This window comes from Amycolatopsis japonica, from assembly GCF_000732925.1.
Classification (GTDB): Bacteria; Actinomycetota; Actinomycetes; order Mycobacteriales; family Pseudonocardiaceae; genus Amycolatopsis; species Amycolatopsis japonica.
The window spans coordinates 7577471-7592365 of the sequence record NZ_CP008953.1 but is presented as its reverse complement, the minus strand read 5'-3'; the positions used below and the strand labels follow the sequence as shown (position 1 = coordinate 7592365).

Annotated in this window: 18 protein-coding genes; 9 read left to right on the top strand and 9 right to left on the bottom strand. The window is 67.4% G+C overall.

The genetic code is table 11. The annotated features are described in order from the left end of the window. Positions 1–80: 80 nt before the first annotated feature. Positions 81–707: an LmbU family transcriptional regulator gene (locus AJAP_RS34975; RefSeq protein ID WP_228694724.1), complete on the bottom strand. Its 627-nt coding sequence runs from the start codon at positions 705–707 to the stop codon at positions 81–83. 469 nt (positions 708–1176) lie between these two features. Here AJAP_RS34975 and AJAP_RS34970 point away from each other — a divergent pair, with 469 nt between their 5' ends. Beyond that, positions 1177–2865: an FAD-binding oxidoreductase gene (locus tag AJAP_RS34970; protein ID WP_167551726.1), complete on the top strand. Its 1689-nt coding sequence runs from the start codon at positions 1177–1179 to the stop codon at positions 2863–2865. 7 nt (positions 2866–2872) lie between these two features. Here the strand turns inward: AJAP_RS34970 and AJAP_RS34965 are convergent, their stop codons facing one another. Both AJAP_RS34965 and AJAP_RS34960 read right to left on the bottom strand, forming a co-directional pair. Further along, positions 2873–3460: an HhH-GPD-type base excision DNA repair protein gene (locus tag AJAP_RS34965; RefSeq protein WP_038519499.1), complete on the bottom strand. Its 588-nt coding sequence runs from the start codon at positions 3458–3460 to the stop codon at positions 2873–2875. 95 nt (positions 3461–3555) lie between these two features. Beyond that, positions 3556–4434, bottom strand: a complete 879-nt coding sequence (locus tag AJAP_RS34960) for a LysR family transcriptional regulator ArgP (protein WP_038519496.1) — start codon at positions 4432–4434, stop codon at positions 3556–3558. A gap of 66 nt (positions 4435–4500) precedes the next feature. Between AJAP_RS34960 and AJAP_RS34955 the strand changes: the two genes are divergently transcribed. Continuing rightward, a complete protein-coding gene (locus AJAP_RS34955; RefSeq protein WP_037332475.1) occupies positions 4501–5115 on the top strand; it encodes a LysE/ArgO family amino acid transporter in 615 nt (204 codons plus the stop codon). Here AJAP_RS34955 and AJAP_RS34950 read toward each other — a convergent pair whose 3' ends face one another. Then, positions 5116–5940, bottom strand: a complete 825-nt coding sequence (locus AJAP_RS34950) for an aldo/keto reductase (protein ID WP_038519494.1) — start codon at positions 5938–5940, stop codon at positions 5116–5118. A gap of 5 nt (positions 5941–5945) precedes the next feature. Continuing rightward, a complete protein-coding gene (locus tag AJAP_RS34945) occupies positions 5946–6785 on the bottom strand; it encodes an NAD-dependent epimerase/dehydratase family protein (protein ID WP_038519491.1) in 840 nt (279 codons plus the stop codon). 115 nt (positions 6786–6900) lie between these two features. On the opposite strand from AJAP_RS34945, the gene AJAP_RS34940 reads away from it, so the two are divergent. Both AJAP_RS34940 and AJAP_RS34935 read left to right on the top strand, forming a co-directional pair. Continuing rightward, on the top strand, positions 6901–7335 hold the full coding sequence (locus AJAP_RS34940) for an Lrp/AsnC family transcriptional regulator (RefSeq protein WP_200882661.1): 435 nt from the start codon (positions 6901–6903) through the stop codon (positions 7333–7335). Positions 7336–7443: 108 nt separating this feature from the next. Next, positions 7444–8298 carry an esterase/lipase family protein gene (locus AJAP_RS34935; protein ID WP_038519488.1) on the top strand — a complete coding sequence of 285 codons (855 nt, stop codon included), beginning with the start codon at positions 7444–7446 and terminating at the stop codon, positions 8296–8298. A gap of 3 nt (positions 8299–8301) precedes the next feature. Here AJAP_RS34935 and AJAP_RS34930 read toward each other — a convergent pair whose 3' ends face one another. The 3 genes from AJAP_RS34930 to AJAP_RS34920 all read right to left on the bottom strand — a co-directional run bounded on the left by AJAP_RS34930 (position 8302) and on the right by AJAP_RS34920 (position 10505). After that, positions 8302–9297 (bottom strand): DUF2203 family protein, encoded by a 996-nt coding sequence (locus AJAP_RS34930; RefSeq protein ID WP_038519487.1) that lies wholly within the window; start codon positions 9295–9297, stop codon positions 8302–8304. 21 nt (positions 9298–9318) lie between these two features. After that, positions 9319–9912: a hypothetical protein gene (locus AJAP_RS34925; protein WP_038519484.1), complete on the bottom strand. Its 594-nt coding sequence runs from the start codon at positions 9910–9912 to the stop codon at positions 9319–9321. 83 nt (positions 9913–9995) lie between these two features. Then, a complete protein-coding gene (locus AJAP_RS34920) occupies positions 9996–10505 on the bottom strand; it encodes a hypothetical protein (RefSeq protein WP_228694722.1) in 510 nt (169 codons plus the stop codon). 247 nt (positions 10506–10752) lie between these two features. Between AJAP_RS34920 and AJAP_RS34915 the strand changes: the two genes are divergently transcribed. Together AJAP_RS34915 and AJAP_RS34910 are read left to right on the top strand one after the other, a co-directional pair. After that, positions 10753–11976: an NADP-dependent isocitrate dehydrogenase gene (locus AJAP_RS34915; protein WP_038519480.1), complete on the top strand. Its 1224-nt coding sequence runs from the start codon at positions 10753–10755 to the stop codon at positions 11974–11976. A gap of 190 nt (positions 11977–12166) precedes the next feature. Next, the gene (locus tag AJAP_RS34910) at positions 12167–12472 is read left to right on the top strand and encodes a hypothetical protein (RefSeq protein WP_084098427.1); all 306 of its coding nucleotides are present in this window, start codon (positions 12167–12169) and stop codon (positions 12470–12472) included. A gap of 60 nt (positions 12473–12532) precedes the next feature. Here AJAP_RS34910 and AJAP_RS34905 read toward each other — a convergent pair whose 3' ends face one another. Beyond that, entirely contained in the window at positions 12533–13276 is a 744-nt protein-coding gene (locus tag AJAP_RS34905; RefSeq protein ID WP_038519477.1) for an MBL fold metallo-hydrolase, read from the bottom strand. Positions 13277–13321: 45 nt separating this feature from the next. Here AJAP_RS34905 and AJAP_RS34900 point away from each other — a divergent pair, with 45 nt between their 5' ends. From AJAP_RS34900 to AJAP_RS34890, 3 genes are all read left to right on the top strand, one after another. Beyond that, positions 13322–14128: an exodeoxyribonuclease III gene (locus AJAP_RS34900; protein ID WP_038519474.1), complete on the top strand. Its 807-nt coding sequence runs from the start codon at positions 13322–13324 to the stop codon at positions 14126–14128. Between the two features lie 91 nt (positions 14129–14219). After that, a complete protein-coding gene (locus tag AJAP_RS34895) occupies positions 14220–14528 on the top strand; it encodes a nucleotidyltransferase family protein (protein ID WP_038524455.1) in 309 nt (102 codons plus the stop codon). Beyond that, positions 14518–14856 (top strand): HepT-like ribonuclease domain-containing protein, encoded by a 339-nt coding sequence (locus AJAP_RS34890; protein ID WP_038519472.1) that lies wholly within the window; start codon positions 14518–14520, stop codon positions 14854–14856. The genes AJAP_RS34895 and AJAP_RS34890 overlap by 11 nt, the downstream gene beginning before the upstream one ends. Positions 14857–14895: the final 39 nt, after the last annotated feature.

Here is a 14895-nt window from a genome sequence, read left to right as displayed (position 1 = left end):
CGGGCTCTGTGAAAACCGCGTTCACGTGTAATATCCCTTTCGGTGAGCGTCTCCGCGCCGCCGACAGGCATTTACCGTCATCACGTCGATTTCGTACTCAATATATCCTCTGCCGCCCGGTCGAGTATCAGGACCATCCAGTTCTCCAGATGATCATCCGCCTGTTGTGCGGCGGCTCGCCAGCGCTCGACGCGTTCCCTGGCAACGGCGAGCCTCGGCACCACCGAGGCCGGTTCCGCGCCGGTCTTCTTGTTCGCTTTGATCCCCCGCAGCCTGCGGCGTAGCTCGTTGCGCGACCATCTTTCTTTCTCGGCACGGTCCAGCCAATGGTCCTGTTCCCTGGTGTCGAGTGCGGCGACCTCGGCGTGATGCTGGAAACTCAGCAGTTCACGGCGTCTCTCCAGTTGGAAACGGCGCGTGACCCAGGCATAGTTACGCAGGGTCTGATAGTCGAGGCCCGCGGCGTCGATCGCCCGGACATAGCGATCGGCGTAGTTCTCCTGACCGCAGACCAGCCAGTCGCCAAGGCACCAGGCCGATGAATCGAAGATCCGGGAAAGCTGCAGTCCCGCTCGTTCCCAGTCGCCATAGGTGAGGCTGGGCGGAATACGCAGGCCAAGGCGCGAGATCAGCACCTGGTCGGCGCGGACCTGCGGTTTCGGTTCTACTTGCGCCGGCTCGAGAACATCTCGGTTGGTTGGTGGCACAGTTCCCCCTGAAGGGTCGGACATTGTCGTTTGGTGTACTCGCGATGAATTCCAGACGGCGTGGATCGACGCAGCAGACAATGGGCGACCTGACGGAGCCGTCGATGAAACGATAATGGACGGCCCCCGCGCGTCTCACTCCGTGAAACCGCTCCGGGTATACCGGCTGGACGCCGTGAACTCACCGCATGGACACCCCCCATAGGCCACCTCCGATAGTAGCCCAGTCGTTACTCATGTGCGTTGCCCGTGACACCTGTTACGGGCTACTCCGAATGCGCACCCAATCGTCGCAGTGCTCTGGTAGGCTCGCGCTCACTTGGTGGCACGGGGGCCCGCCGAGGATGGGGTGTTGTTGGGGGCAAAGGCGCATATTCTCCGACGGCTCGTCTCGATGACGACGTCCGTCTTCTTTGTTCTGCCCCTGGATCTCCAGCGCGTATTCGACATGACTTCAGTGGGGAAAACAATGGAAGAAAGAATCGCCGATGCCGCGCGTGGAAAGGGCAGGCGGGCATTTCTCAGCGCGAGCGCCGGGTTGGCCGTCGGCGCCGCCGCGCTCCCGTTCCTCGGCTCCGGGACCGCGAACGCGACCGATCGTACGACCGACGCGTTCGGTCCCTTCACCGTCAAGCCGGGCGACCCTCGTTACGGGGAATTGATCACCGGCAACAATCAGCGCTGGGTGGGTTCTCCCGACTGTTTCCAGCTGGTCGGTTCGACCCAGCAGGTCGTCGACGCCGTCCAAGCCGCGGTCACGTCGGGCAGGCGGATCGCCGTGCGCAGCGGCGGCCACTGCTACGAGGACTTCGTCAGCAATCCCGACGTGCGCACGGTGATCGACATGTCCGAAATGGACTCGGTCTCCTACGACCCGAACATGAAGGCCTTCGCCGTCGAACCCGGTGCGCGGCTGCTGAACCTGTACGCCACCCTGTACAAGGGCTGGGGCGTGACCCTCCCCGGTGGACGGTGCTACTCGGTGGGCGCGGGCGGCCACATCTGCGGCGGCGGCGATGGTCCGCTGTCCCGGCGCCTCGGGCTCACCGTCGATCATCTGTACGCCGTCGAGGTCGTCGTGGTCGATCAAACGGGCAAGGCGCGCAGTGTCGTGGCGACCCGCGAGCCCGCCGATCCCCACCGTGATCTGTGGTGGGCGCACACCGGTGGCGGCGGCGGGAACTTCGGCGTGATCACCCGCTACTGGCTGCGCTCGCCCGGCGTGAGCGGTGCCGATCCGGCGAACGCGCTGCCCAAACCGCCGTCGACCGTCCTGGTCAACGGAATGTCGTTCTCCTGGGCGGAACTCACCGAGGCGAAATTCGCCAGGCTGCTGAAGAACTTCACCGGATGGCACGAGCGCAACAGCGCACCGGATTCGCCGGGTACGGCATTGTCGGCTTCGCTCGCCCTCAATCACAAGTCCAACGGCAACGTGGGCATGTTCGTCCAGGTCGACGGCGACGTTCCGAACGCGGAGCAGTTGCTGCAGGATTTCGTGACCGAGATTCGCGACGGCGTGTCGGCGACGATGCTTCCGCTGAGCGGAAACGTGGGCGAATACAGCGCGATGCCACAGCTGGTCAATGCCCAGCGGTTGCCCTGGTTCCAGTCGGTTCGGCTGCTGGCGACCAATTCGCCCATGCTGACGAATCCGACGCTACGCGCCGACCACAAGTCGGCCTACCACCGCAAGGCGTTCACCGACGCGGACGTGGCGGTCGTCTACAAGCACCTCACGAGCACCACGATCGACAACCCGAACGCGATGCTGCTGTTGCTTCCGTACGGTGGGAAGGTGAACGCCGTGGACCAGGCCGCGACCGCCGCCTCGCACCGGAGTTCGGCGTTCCAGGCGCTTTGCCAGACCTTCTGGGCCGCTCCCGGCGACGACGCCAAGAACCTGGCCTGGGTCCGCAAGTTCTACGCCGAGCTCTACGGCGCCACCGGGGGCGTGCCCGTCCCCAACGACCGCACCGACGGCTGCTACGTCAACTATCCCGACACCGACCTGTCGGACCCCGCGTACAACTCTTCGAAGGTTCCCTGGCACGACCTGTACTACAAGTCCAATTACGCACGCTTGCAACAGGTCAAGGCCAAATGGGACCCGAAGGACATCTTCCGGCACAAGCAATCCATCAAACGTCCGTCTTGATCCGTGCTTATTCGGCGCTCGCCCGGGAGGCCTCTTTGGCCGCCTTCTTGAAGGCGCGGACCTGGGCGAGCGTCTCGGGGCTGGTGACGTCGGCGATGGAACGGCGGGAGCCGCGGTCGCCGTAGGCGCCGGCGAGGGCACGCCAGCCTTTGGGCTGGACGCCCAGTTGCTTGCCGAGGAGCGCGAGGAGGATCTTGGCCTTCTGCTCGCCGTAGCCGGGGAGTGCTTTGAGGCGTTTGAGGACCTCTTCGCCGTTGGGTTTGGGGCGGCCTGCCGTCCAGATCGCGGTGGTGTCGCCGTCGTAGTGCTCGATGACGTGCCGGGCAAGGGTCTGGACGCGCCGGGCCATGGAGCCGCCGTAGCGGTGGATGGCGGGTGGGGTGACGCAGAGTTCGACGAACGTCTCGGTGTCGGCTTCGGCGATTTTGTGGATGTCGAAGCCGTCCATCCGGTCGGCGATCTTCTTCGGTCCCCGGAAGGCGTGTTCCATGGGGTACTGCTGATCAAGGAGGAGCCCGGTCACCAGGGCGAACGGATCGTCGTTGAGCAGCTTGTCGGCGTCGGCGTCGCCGGTCAGTCGGAGCTCGTTCGGCATGACATCATCTTCCCGGATCAGTGGTGGCGCGGCGGTTACCCGCGATACGCGCGTCCTGCGCCCAGGATCTCACGACCGGGCCGGAGCGCGCGTCCTCATCCGTGCGGATCCACCAACAGGTCCGCCGCCGCGGTCGTGACGGCGTCCGACACCGCCGCCAGCGCGGGGGAGTCGAGTTTCCACTGCTGCCAGAACAGCGGTACGTCGATCGGGTGATCCGGGTCGAGGCAGGCGAAGGTGCCGTCGCGCAGGCGGTCGCCGATCTGCGCGAGCGGCACCATGCCCCAGCCCATGCCGGCCGCGACGGCGTCGAAGAACCCTTCGGACGACGGGACGTAGTGCCGCAGCGAGCTCGCGATCGTGCCGCGCTCACGCGCGAAGCGGTCCTGAAGGTCGTCACGGCGGTCGAAGACGACGACGGGTGCTTCGGCGAGGTCGAGGTCCGTGCCGAGCGCCGGGCTCACGACGGCCAGGTAACGCATGTGCCCGAGCCGGTGCACCGAACACCCCGCGACCGGATCGGGTGACGACGTCACGGCGGCCATCACCAGGCCCTCCCGCAGCAGGGTCGTGGTGTGGTCCTGGTCCTCGCGATGCAGTTCGAAGCAGATCTTCTGCTCGGGCGGCACCCGCGTGAGGGCGGGCAGGAACCAGGTCGCCAGCGAATCCGCGTTCACCGCGATCGGCAGCCGGACCGGTTCGTCGCCGGCGGTCAGGCCGAGTTCGGCCCGGGTGTCGGCCTCCAGCAGGGCCATCTGACGGCCGAACCGCACCACCGCCTGCCCGGATTCGGTCAGCCGCACCGGTTTCGTGCGGATCAGCAGGACAAGGCCGGTGCGCTGTTCGAGCGCCTTGACGCGCTGGCTGATCGCCGACGGCGTCACGTGCAGCGCCGACGCCGCCGCGTCGAACGTGCCTTCGTCGGCGACCACGAGCAGCGTGCGGACCAGGTCGAGCGGCAGATCAGTCATCACGAACGCTAATCTTACGTAAGAATCTTTAGCTGTACTGTTGACGATCGGCTTCCTAGCCTGGTCCGTATGGGAGACGTTCTGTTCAGCCTGGGCGCCGGATTCGGCGCCACCATGGCCCTCATCGTCGCGATCGGCGCCCAGAACGCGTTCGTGCTGCGCCAGGGCATCCGTCGCGAGGCGGTGCTCGTGGTGGTGCTGATCTGCATCTTCTCGGACGCCATCCTGGTCAGCCTCGGCGTCGGCGGGGTCGGCGCGCTGGTGGGGACGTCACCCGAAGCGCTGACCGTCGTCGCCCTGATCGGCGGCGCCTTCCTGCTTTGCTACGGCGCTCTCGCGGCCCGCCGCGCGTTCAAACCGGCCGCGCTGGAGACCGGCGGCCCGGAGACCGGCGGATCGCTGCGCCGCATCGTGCTGACCACGCTGGCGATCACGTGGCTGAACCCGCACGTCTACCTCGACACCCTCCTCCTGCTCGGCGCGATCGCGGCCGGGCACGGCAGCGACCGGTGGGCGTTCGGGGTCGGTGCCGTGTCGGCCAGCGTGCTCTGGTTCCTCGCGCTCGGTTTCGGCGCGCGGCTGCTCAGCGGGTTCTTCCGCAAACCGTCGTCGTGGCGGGTGCTGGACGGCCTGGTCGCCGCGACGATGATCGGTCTGGGCGTGGCGCTGGTGGCCGGCGCCTGATCACGGCAGGCGGGCCAGCTCTTCGGCGGTGAGCACGAGATCGGCCGCGGCCGCCGAATCGCGGATGGTGACGGGCCTCGTCGAGCCGGGGATCGCGATCATCGACGGTGACTTCGCGAGCAGCCACGCCAGGCACACCCGCTGGGCGCTGACGCCGCGTTCCTCCGCCACGGCACGAAATTCCGCGCCGATCCCGCGGAGCGGGCCCCACGGCAGATACGCGAGCCCGAGTTCGGTGCACAGTGCCAGCTCCGGTTCGTGCACCAGCTGCGCGGGCGCGTGCTCGTTCTGCACCGAAACCAGTGTCTCGCCGAGGATCTCCCGTGCTTCGAGGATCTGCGCCCGGGACACGTTGGAGATCCCGGCGAGCCGGATCTTGCCTTCGTCGGCCAGTTCCTTGATCGCGCCGACGGACTCCGCCCACGGCACGGTCTCGTCGGGCTTGTGCAGCTGGTAGAGCCCGATCGCGTCGACGCCGAGCCGGTTCAGCGAACCCTCGCAGGCGGCCTTGAGATGCGCGGGAGTCCCGGTGACGGTCCATGAGCCGTCACCGGGACGGCCACGGCCGCCCTTGGTCGCCACGAGCACCGCGTCCGCTCCACTGTGGACGGCCAGTGCGGCGGCGATCAGCTCCTCGTTGTGGCCGATTTCGTCCGCGTGCCAGTGGTAGGAGTCGGCCGTGTCGATGAGCGTGACCCCGGCGTCGAGCGCGGCGTGGATGGTGGCGATCGCGCGGTCGCGATCCGGCCGGCCTTCGATCGACAGCGGCATCGCGCCGAGGCCGATCGCGCTCACTTCGACGTCTCCGATGCTGCGGTAACGCATGCGGGTCAAGCCTTTCTGAGTTCTTCGACGGCTTCGCCGAGCCAGTCGGTGGTGGTGGAGAAGGAGAAGCCGAGGCCGGTCGCGCGCGAAGTGTCCAGGACGGCGTAGCGGTCGAAGGAGAACGGCGAGGCGTCTTGCTCGACGACCCGGAACTCCGGCTCCGCGCTGATCGCGGCGGCGAGCTCGAGCACCGACAGTTCGCCGTGCGAACCCGCGTTGACCGGACCGGTGAAGTCCGCGAGCGTGGCCCAGGTCAGGAAGTCCGCGATCTCACGCGCATGGATGAACGTCGAGGGTCGTGGATCCGCGTGGATGTCCACGGCGTCCCCGGCGTCCAGCCGTTCGACGTAATGCCGCAGCCGCCCGGTGAAGTCTTCGCCACCGAGGACGTGCGCGACGCGTACCGAGACGAACGGTGTGTCTCCCGCGGCGAAGACCGTCTCGGCCTGCCGCTTGCCATCGCCGTAGTCGTACTCGGGAAGTTCGAGATCGACGGTCGCCGGGGTGACCAGCGATTCGGTCATCGGGGTCTCGGTCCGGACCTGGTCGTAGACCTCGATCGTGGACGTCATGACGTAGCGGTCCGCGCGCAGGACACGGCGCGCGATCTCCGCCTGGACCGGCGTGTAGCAGACCTGGTCGAGCACGACGTCGAACGAACGGGAACCCAGCGCGGCCTTGAGTTCGACTTCGTCGTCGCGGTCGACGATCAGCTGCGCGACGCCGGACGGCGCGGGGGTGGAGCCGCGGTTCAGGACGGTGACGTCCATCCCGGCATCGCGTAGCCGCTCGACCACCCCGCGGCCGAAGTACCGGCTTCCACCGAGAACGAGCACTTTCTTCATGGGCACCAGTGTTACGGTGGTGATCCAGGTGTTTGAAGGGGAAAACATGGGCGAAATGGCTGTATCGCTGAAAGATTCTCGGTCGAATCGAGGATCCGCTGAAAGCTCACTGGACGTGATCGATCGGCGACTTCTCGAACTCCTCCAGGAGGAAGGCCGCATCACCCTGAGCGAACTCGGGCGCCGTGTCTCGCTGAGCCCCGCCGCCGTCGGCGAACGCGTCAAACGCCTCGAAGCCGACGGCACGATCACCGGCTACGCGGCGCTCGTTTCGCCGTCCGGGATCGGTCTCGGGCTGCGGGCGTTCGTGCGGATGGCGCCGCACAGCGGGTTCACCGTCCGGCATCCGCGCACGCGGAAGATCATGGACCGCCCCGAAATCCTCGAACTGCACCATGTGGTGGGGGAGGACTGCTGGATCCTGAAGATCGCCGTGCGGGACACGAGCCACCTGGAAGAACTGCTGGAGGACCTGTCCGCATTGGGCGCCACGACGACGTCGATCGTCATGTCCAGTCCGATCGAGAGGCGCGTATTACTGCCCTTGTGATCTGTCACAAGAGGCGGCGTGTAAGTCTGGTCGTTCTCCCGGTTCCGCTCGTCGATTTGTGACGCATGATGACTCGCATCACATACTGACGAGTAACCGGAGGCAGGGATGCGGGCTCGGATCCTCACCACGCTTGTCGCGGCCTTGACGTTCACGATCGCCGTCCCGGCGGTGGCGAGCGCGGCGCCGTCGAGCGGTTGGAACGACTGGTCGTGCGAGCCGAGCGCGAGCCATCCCGAGCCGGTGGTGCTGGTGCACGGCCTCGGCGGCAACGCGACGACCAACTGGTTCTACCACGCGCCGAAGCTCAAGGACGCCGGCTACTGCGTCTATTCGCTGACCTACGGCTCCACCGTCCTGGGTGGACAGTTGTTCGGCGGGCTCGCCTCGATGCGGAAGAGCGCGGCCGAACTCGGCGCGTTCGTCGACCGCGTGCGCACGAGCACCGGCGCGGACAAGGTCGACATCGTCGGGCATTCCGAGGGGACGACGATGCCCGCGTACTACCTCAAATTCGAGGGAGGCGCGGAGAAGGTGAAGCATTTCGTCGGCTTCGGCTCGAACTTCAAGGGCACGTCGCTCAACGGGTTCTCCGAGCTGGCGAAGGCCGTGCTTTCGCTGCCAGGGATCGACCTGCTCGCCGACGGCGTCTGCGGGGCGTGCCGCGAATACCTCGCGCCATCGGCGTTCCTCGACGACCTCGCCCGCGGTGGGGTGAGCGTGCCCGGGCCGACGTACACGAGCATCGTGAGCCGGCACGATCGAGTGGTCACGCCGTACACCAGCGGCGTGCTCGGCGAGCCGGGCACGACCGACATCGTGGTGCAGGACCGGTGTGGCGTGGACGTTTCCGGGCACCTCAGCCAGGCGATCGACCCGAACGTGACGGGCCTGATCCTCAAGGCGCTCGACCCGGAGAACGCGCCCGCGCCGAAATGCGTGCCGTTCTTCGCGCCGCTGTAGACCTCAGGGCCTGGTCGCGTGCACCACGAACACCGACCGGACCCGATCGTCGGACTCGACGTCGAGCCGCTTCACGGTCACCTCGGTGAAGCCGGCTTCGGAGGCCAGTTCCGCCGCGTCGTCCTCGGTTTCCGGCAGCTTCAGGTCGGCGGGGACGATCGCGGCGAACGCCTCCGACGGCCGGAACGCCGAGGCGATCGGCAGGCTGAAACCGACCCGTCCGCCCGGGCGCAGCGCACGCAGCCAGTCGCGCAGGGCGGCCGCGCCGAGGAAATGCAGCGAGGACGCGCATAGCACCGCGTCCGCGCCCTCGTCCTCCACCGGCGACGGGACCGCGGAGGCGACCTGCCAGGTGATGCGCTTGCCGGGATCGTCGGTCGCCGCCTTCGCCTCGGCTCGGGCGATCATGCCCGGCGAGATGTCGATCGCCAGCACTTCGCCCGGCTCCAGGCGCAGCGCGGCGAACGCGGCCACCCCGGTCCCGGTCGCGACGTCGAGAACACGCTCGGGCGCGGTGCTGCCGAGACCGTCGACGAGCGCGTCGGCGACGAGGCCGTGGAAGGTGTCTTCGTCGTAGTGCGCGGCGATGCCGTCGAACAGCCCGGCCGCGATCTCCTCGCTCACGACCGAGACCCTATCCGGGAGACGGCGCCGCCCGGCGAAACCCAGGTCGACGCGGTGATACCAGCACAGCTCCGGGTCGCCTTCGAGCCAGCACAGCAGGACGTCGACGCCGTCGAGCTCGGCGGGGAAGTCGACCAGGAGCGGGGCGAACCCCTTCAGCTCCGCACCCGTCCGCTGGACGGTGGTCATCAGGTCGTCCAGCCGGGCCTGCGCGGCCTTCCACTCCGGCATCCCGCCGAGCGAGGTCTCCCGGCCGCCCGGGCGCAGGGAAGCGGCGAGTTCGGCCGCGTCGGCGCGGAGACGGACGAGCTCGTCGAGCACCGGACGTAGCCGGGCGAGCTCGGCGCGGGCTTCGGGAACGGTGAACAGACCCATGCGCCGATGGTCCCAGCCCGCTCAGCGGCGCCTCCGGGCGAGTCTCGACGCGAGGCCCGCGCCGATCAGGAGGAAACCGGTCGCGAGCAGGCCGCCGATGAACAGCCAGCTCGTGACGCCGTAGGTGACATCGTTCTGCGGCAACAGTTTCACCAGCCGGAAGCCCCACTCCGGGACGGCGATGGTGGCCACGCCGGGTGCGACGCCCCAGACGAGACCGCCGAGGATCGGGCCGGTCGCGGAGAGCGCGCCGAGCAGCCCGACGGCGAGCAGGAGGATCCCGCCGCCCACGAGCAAGCCGATGCTGAAGACGTCACGCTGGGTGCTGAGTGTCGCCTGGACGAGCATCTGCTGCCGCAGCCCGCCCCAGGCCAGCAGACCGAGGGCGACCGGCGTCAGGATCAGGCCGCCGGCGCCGCTGAGGACGCGTCGCACACCTCGGCCGGCGCGCGGGTCTTCGGCGCCCAGGCCGTCGTCGAACGGCTCGTACGGTTCGTACGACTCGACGTCCTCGTACGGTCTCCGGGGGTCTCGCGGGTTTTCGGGTTGCTCGTACTCGCCGTACTCCTGGTAGTCCTCGTCGTCGTACTCCGCGACGTACCGGTGCGATGACATGGGCGGGTCACCTCCCTTGCCCCGGACTACGGACGCCGGCCCCCTTCGGTTCACTTTGATCTCCGCGGATCGCGTTTAGCCCGCTAAACGCGATTTGAGCGACGCCGCGAGAGGGTGCCGACCAGGCCCGCCCCGATCAACAGGAAACCGCCCGCCACCAGCGCGCCCATCACCAGCCAGGTCAGCAGGCCGGTGCCGAGTTCCCTGGCCCCGACGTCGTAGATGAGGCCCATGATGTCGTGAGGGCTCAAGAAGAACGCGAGGCCGGGCAGCACACCCCACAGCAGCCCGCCCAGCACCGGCCCGAGCCCGGACAGCGCCCCGAGGAACGCGACGCCGAGCAGAAGCAGGCTGCCGACGATCAGCAGGATCAGGCCGAGCGGGTCTTCGGCGACGCTGTAGGCACGCGAGAAGCCCTGCTGCAGCCGCGAGCCGCCGTAGATCGTGACGCTCAACGCGACCGGCGTGAGCAGGAAACCGCCGAGCCCACTGATCACCCGGGGCACCGCCCGGCTGCTTTGCCTAGGCTGGAGGTAAGGCTCCGGCGTCGCCGGCTGCCCGTGCGGTGGCACGGCGTAGGGGTCGGTGGTCATGAGGTCCGCCTTTCCGGTGGCCGACGTGCCGATTGTCGGGTTCGGTTCGATGATGACGCGGTCGCCGCCGTTCCCGTGAGGGCCGGATGGCCGTCGTACGACCGGGTGACGTCGGACACATCCGCCTCGTGGAGACTTGATACCGACCACTACTGGAACCATCCAGGACCGTTAAGCAGTACGCTTGTACCGCTACCGGAGAGACTGAAGAAGAACGCGAAGATCCGCGGAAGGAGCACCGCTGCTCATGGCCAAGATCAAGGTCCAGGGCACCGTCGTCGAGCTCGACGGTGATGAGATGACCCGCATCATTTGGCAGTTCATCAAGGACAGGCTGATCCACCCGTACCTGGACGTGAACCTGGAGTACTACGACCTGGGCATCGAGGAGCGGGACCGCACCGACGACCAGATCACCGTCGACTCCGCCAACGCGATCAAGAAGCACGGCGTCGGCGTCAAGTGCGCCACGATCACGCCGGACGAGGCGCGCGTCGAAGAGTTCGGCCTGAAGAAGATGTGGCTCTCGCCCAACGGGACGATCCGCAACATCCTCGGCGGCGTGATCTTCCGCGAGCCGATCGTCATCCAGAACATCCCGCGCCTGGTACCGGGCTGGACCAAGCCGATCATCATCGGCCGTCACGCGCACGGTGACCAGTACAAGGCGACCAACTTCAAGGTCCCCGGCCCGGGCACGCTGACCATGACCTACACCCCGGCCGACGGTTCCGAGCCGATGGAGTTCCAGGTCGCGCAGTACCCCGAGGGCGGCGGCGTCGCCATGGGGATGTTCAACTTCCGCAAGTCCATCGAGGACTTCGCGCGCGCCTCGCTGCAGTACGGCCTCGACCGCGAGTACCCGGTCTACATGTCGACCAAGAACACCATCCTGAAGGCCTACGACGGCATGTTCAAGGACGTGTTCGAGGAGATCTACCAGGCCGAGTTCAAGGCCGACTTCGACGCCAAGGGCATCTCCTACGAGCACCGCCTGATCGACGACATGGTCGCCGCGGCGATGAAGTGGGAGGGCGGCTACGTCTGGGCCTGCAAGAACTACGACGGTGACGTGCAGTCCGACACGGTCGCGCAGGGCTTCGGCTCGCTGGGCCTGATGACCTCGGTGCTGCGCACCCCGGACGGCAAGACCGTCGAGGCCGAGGCCGCGCACGGCACGGTGACCCGGCACTACCGCCAGCACCAGCAGGGCAAGCCGACCTCGACGAACCCGATCGCGTCCATCTTCGCGTGGACCCGTGGCCTCGAGCACCGCGGCAAGCTGGACTCGAACCCGGAACTGATCGGCTTCGCGAACAAGCTGGAGCAGGTCGTCATCGAGACCGTCGAGAGCGGCAAGATGACCAAGGACCTCGCGCTGCTGATCAGCAAGGACCAGCCGTTCCAGACCACCGAGGAGTTCCTCGCGACGCTGGACGCCAACCTGGCCAAGAAGATCGCCCAGGGCTGAGTCTCGTAAGCGCTCGAAGGCCCCCTTCCCTCGCGGAAGGGGGCCTTTTCGCGTTGTGACGGTGGGTAGCCCGTGACCGGCCGGGTTGGCGCCTCCGGGTGGTAGGCGATCCGGGATCTGGGCGGCCGCCCCGGCTTCTGCCACTCTGGACCGGACAGAAAACGATTCCCTTGTTCGAGGAGTGACCATCATGGCCATCTCGAAACCGGTCTTGTTCATCGGCGGTGGACTGGCGCTGATCGTCGTCGTCGCCATCTCGGGACAGGACAGGGAGTCGAGCGCGTCGAGCCCGACCGGTTGCCAGGTCGTGGTGACGGCGGACGTGCTCAACGCGCGCGACGCCCCCGGTGGGCAGAAGATCGTCGGCAAGTACGTCAAGGAGGCGAAGATCGACGCGCAGCCGGTGGTCGAGAACGGCTTCCGCAAGATCGCCGAGGGCAAATGGGTTTCGGCCGAGTTCGCGCCCCCGGTCGAAGGGTCGAAATGTGGCCCGTGACCTGCGGCTTCGCGTTTAGCCCGCTAAAGGCGACGTGGGCGTTGACCTGCGGGATCGCGTTTAGCCCGCGAAACGCAGGTGGGCGCCTTCCGCGGCCGCCAGGACCTCGCCGCTGAACTCCTGCCGCGCTTCGGCCACCGAGATCTCGCGGTCGGAGCCGGGCCAGAAGTGGGTGAGCAGCAACCGCCGGGCACCTCCGCGCTCGGCCCAGTACCCGGCCTCGCCCGCCGTCGACACCAGGCGTGGCGTCTCGTCGGGGGAGGGCCCCTGGAGCGTGGCGTCGGCGATGAGCAGGTCGGCGTCGCGTGCCAGCTCCGCGAGGATCGGGCTCGGCCCGCTGTCGCCGGTGTAGGCGACAGTGAGTCCGGGCGCGGTCAGCCGCACCCCGTAGTTCGGCACGTGGTGCGGCAGCAGGAACGTCGTCATCCGGAACGGCCCGACCTCGCGCGGCGGGCCGAGTTCGCGCACGTCGAAGATCGTCGTCGGATGCGGGCGCGGCTCCATCGCTTCGAGCCGTCGCACCGTGCCGGGCGTGCAGTGCAGCGGGATCCGCGGCTCGTCCGGCAGCCCGTAGGCGCGGGCCCGGCCGAGCGCGCTCACGTCGGCGCAGTGATCGGGATGCTCGTGCGTCACCACCACCGCGTCGACCCGGCCTTCCGGGCAGTACTCGAACAGCCGTGACGCGGCGCCGTAGCCGAGGTCGAGCACCACCTTGAAACCCTCGTGGACCAGGAGGAAGCCGGCGCAGGCCCGGCCGGGTTCGGGCCAGGCGCCGCAGCTGCCCAGCACGGTCAGCTCGCTCATGCGCGCAGTCTCCCAGTGCCGATTCTGTCGGACCCCCCGGGTAGCGTGCGAAGGGTGCTGACCGTCTCCACTGTGAATGTCAACGGCCTCCGTGCCGCCGCGAAAAAGGGCTTCGTCGAGTGGCTGGGCTCGACGAAGGCGGACGTCGTCGCCTGCCAGGAGGTCCGGGCCGAGCTCAAGGAGCTCCCGGCCGGTGCCGCCGCGCCCGAAGGCTGGCACGTGGTGCACGCGCCGTCGGTGCAAAAGGGGCGCAACGGCGTCATGCTCTTCAGCCGTGCGGAACCGGAAGAGGTCCGCATCGGTTTCGGCGAGCCCGAATTCGAGGACAGCGGCCGCTACGCCGAGATCCACCTGCCGAACGTCGTCGTCGCGAGCCTGTACCTGCCCAGCGGCGACGTCGGGACACCGCGCCAGGACGAGAAGGAGCGTTTCATGGCGGCGTTCCTGCCGTACCTCGTCGACCTGCGCGCCAAGGCCGAGGCCGGTGGCCGCGAAGTCGTCGTCGTGGGTGACTGGAACATCGCGTACGACAAGATCGACCTGAAGAACTGGCGCGGGAACCAGAAGAGTTCGGGCTTCCTGCCGGAGGAGCGGGAATGGCTCGGCCGCGTGTTCAGCGAGGCAGGCTACGTCGACGTGCAGCGCAAGCTCGATCCGGAAGGCCCCGGCCCGTACACGTGGTGGTCGTACCGCGGGAAGGCGTTCGACAACGACACGGGCTGGCGCATCGACTGCCAGATCGCCACTCCCGGCCTGGCCGAGCGGTGCACCTCGGTCGTGGTCGAGCGCGCCGAGGCCTACGACCAGCGCTGGTCCGACCACGCGCCGGTGACGGCGACGTACGGCATCTGAGGGCTCGGCTGGTGATCCCGGAGGTCATGGGTTTCACCGTGACCTCCGGGATCCGGTCAGGCACAATCATGCTCAGGAGGAGGTGGTGGTCGTGCACGAGTCGATCGAACTCAAAAAGCGTGAGATCGAAGAGCTTTGCCGAGCACACTCAGTGCGCCGCCTCGATCTGTTCGGCTCGGCTGTGAGTGACAGGTTCGACTTGCGATCCAGTGATGTCGACGTGCTCGTCGAGTTCGATGCTGGGCCCGGCTTCGACTATTTCGGGACCTACTTCGATCTGAAGGAAGGTCTCGAGCGGGTGCTGGGACGCCCGGTCGATCTCGTCAGTGTGACCAGTATTCGCAACCCGTTCTTCAAGCAGCAAGTGTTGGAGACCCGGGAGCTTCTCTATGCAGCGTGATGCGCGTGCTTACCTTTGGGACGCCCTGAGGGCGGCGGACCTGTTGATCAAGTTCAGTGAAGGCGCGGACTTCGACGCTTACCGGTCGAACGCCATGCTGCGCTCGGCGGTCGAGCGTCAGTTCGAAATCATCGGCGAGGCGCTGAATCGGCTTTCCAAATTGGACAGTGGCCTCGCGGCGCAGGTGCCGGATCTCGGACGTATCGTCGCCTTTCGCAACATCCTCATCCACGGTTACGCGACGGTCGATGATGCCTTGGTGTGGCAAGTGCTCACTGAAAGGCTTCCTGGGTTGATCGACGTTCTGCGGCAGCTGCAGGATGCCTAGCTCCGACCACGCGCCGGACTCCGGATAGCCTGCGCGCAG